The sequence below is a fragment of the Saliniramus sp. genome, assembly GCF_035311605.1.
GTDB lineage: Bacteria > Pseudomonadota > Alphaproteobacteria > Rhizobiales > Beijerinckiaceae > Saliniramus.
The window spans coordinates 1-2082 of the sequence record NZ_DATGCW010000117.1; the positions used below are offsets into that span (position 1 = coordinate 1).

Annotated in this window: 3 protein-coding genes and 1 pseudogene; 3 read left to right on the top strand and 1 reads right to left on the bottom strand. The window is 64.0% G+C overall.

Going from position 1 to position 2082, the window contains the following annotated elements; all coding sequences use genetic code 11:
- A pseudogene (locus VKP01_RS05830) lies at positions 1-190 on the top strand (hypothetical protein); the annotation flags it as partial.
- Between the two features lie 114 nt (positions 191-304).
- On the top strand, positions 305-1279 hold the full coding sequence (locus VKP01_RS05835; RefSeq protein ID WP_324411164.1) for an NADPH:quinone oxidoreductase family protein: 975 nt from the start codon (positions 305-307) through the stop codon (positions 1277-1279).
- Between the two features lie 16 nt (positions 1280-1295).
- Here the strand turns inward: VKP01_RS05835 and VKP01_RS05840 are convergent, their stop codons facing one another.
- Entirely contained in the window at positions 1296-1595 is a 300-nt protein-coding gene (locus VKP01_RS05840) for an usg protein (protein ID WP_324411165.1), read from the bottom strand.
- Between the two features lie 353 nt (positions 1596-1948).
- Here VKP01_RS05840 and VKP01_RS05845 point away from each other — a divergent pair.
- The coding region (locus tag VKP01_RS05845) for a co-chaperone GroES (RefSeq protein WP_324411167.1) at positions 1949-2082 on the top strand (134 nt) is incomplete at its 3' end.

Genomic DNA, 2082 nt, shown 5'->3' on the forward strand with positions numbered 1-2082 from the left:
TCCACCACCTTCGCGACACGACCGTGTCGCACGAAGCGGCTCACTGATCCATTGTCGCCAAGGCTATTTCGGGCGTTCCTGGAACGGGGTCGTGCCGCTCGGTCCGTTCACGCCGATGCCCTATCCGCAAGCTTACGCGCATCCGGAGCTCGCCGGCGCGGGCGCGCCTGTGCGACCGGCATCCAGATGATTCGCGCGGGTGCGAGTCCCGCCAGACGCGCACCATTTTGCGGATTTGCCTGTTGCGCTTTCAGCTCCGGGCGCCGTTTCATCCCGTCCCCGAGCCAGCATAAGGAGCGTGCGCATGAAGGCCGTATTGGCGCGGACATTGGGGCCGCCGGAAAATCTGGAAATCGCCGATATTCCGGTGCCTGAACCCGGTCCCGGCGAGGTGCGCGTTGATCTGCGCGCGGCGGCGCTGAATTTCTTCGACACGCTGATCATCCAGGGCAAATACCAGGTCAAGCCGGAGCTGCCCTTTTCGCCCGGCGCGGAATTCTGCGGCGTGATCGCGGCGCTCGGTCCCGGTGTCGAAGGCTGGCAGATCGGGGAGCGCGTGAGCGGCTATTGCGGCTATAACGGCGCCCGCGAGGCCGTGATCGCCTCCGCCGAGCGCCTGGCGCGGGTGCCCGATGGCCTGTCCGACGAGAAGGCAGCGGGTTTGCAGGTGACTTACGGCACCACGATCCATGCGCTGGTCGACCGGGCGCAGATCCGCAAGGGCGAGACCCTGGTTGTGCTTGGCGCCGCCGGCGGGACGGGAATCGCGGCGGTGGAGGTCGGCAAGGCGCTCGGCGCGCGGGTGATCGCCTGTGCCTCCTCGCCCGAGAAACTCGCCTTCGCGCGCCAGTGCGGCGCCGATGAGGTCGTCGATTATGCTCAGGAGAATCTGCGCGAGCGGCTGCGTGACCTCACCGACGGCAAGGGCGTCGATGTGCTCTATGACCCCGTCGGCGGTGATCTCGCGGAACCTGCCGTGCGCTCCATGGGCTGGGGCGGGCGCTATCTGGTGATCGGCTTCGCCGCCGGCGAGATTCCGCGCATTCCGATCAACCTCCTGCTGCTCAAGGGCTGCGACATACGCGGCGTGTTCTGGGGCGCTTACTGCAAGCGCGATCCGAGGGGCCAGGCGGCGCATATGGAACGCCTGCTGCAATGGGCGGCGGACGGGGTGATCTCGGCCCATGTCGACAAGGTCTTCCCCCTCGACGAGACACCGCAGGCACTCGCCTATATCGCGGCACGCAAGGCGCTGGGCAAGATCGTGGTCACGCCCTGAGAGGGCGGGCTGCCGCTCAATGCAATTGCAGCACCCCGTCGACGGCCTTGAATTCCGCCGGCTTGATCAGCCCGCAATGGGCGATCGTGACGCTGTGGAGCAGGCCGTCGATCTCGCGCGTCCAGAAATCGAGGAAGCGCTTGAGCACCGGGAATTGCGGAGCGGTATCGTATTCCTGCCAGATGAAATTCAGCAACAGGCCGGGATGGTCGGGCAAACGGTAGAGTATATCGGCGGTGATCAGGCCATAGCCCTGCATCTGCTTGATGAAAGCGGGGCTGACGGCCCCCGCGGGACGCAACGCATCTTCCGACATGAGACTTCCTTTCTGCGCCGGGGCGCAAAGCAAGCGGGCGAGAAAACGTATCGCAGGATGTTTCATCCCTTGTCACAGGATGCCGGGTACGTTAGCAGGGTGCAAGAAAAAAATCATTAAAATCAATATGTTGGCAGCATTCTACGGCAAGTGCTGCCAATCCGGCACGGCCTTTTTCACGGTTCCGCTTGGCACTCGATCATAAAGAGTGCCAGTTTTTTCACCCTCCGCTCTTGAATGGCGTTATCGCCCCGCCCAGCTGATCGCCGGGCGAGCGGCGTCGCGTGTCGTGACGGGCGCTGTCGCCTGTGAGGATCAACCGATCTCGCAAGATCAATCAGGAGACGTGAAAGATGACGTTCCGTCCTTTGCATGACCGCGTTCTGGTGCGCCGCATCGAGGCCGATCAGAAGACCGCTGGCGGTATCATCATCCCCGATACCGCCAAGGAGAAGCCGCAGCAGGGCGAAATCGTCGCCGTCGGCCC

Coding starts and splice junctions, on each gene's coding strand:
- VKP01_RS05835 (WP_324411164.1), top strand. CDS start 305: ATGAAGGCCGTATTGGCGCGGACATTGGGGCCGCCGGAAAATCTGGAA.
- VKP01_RS05840 (WP_324411165.1), bottom strand. CDS start 1,595: ATGTCGGAAGATGCGTTGCGTCCCGCGGGGGCCGTCAGCCCCGCTTTC.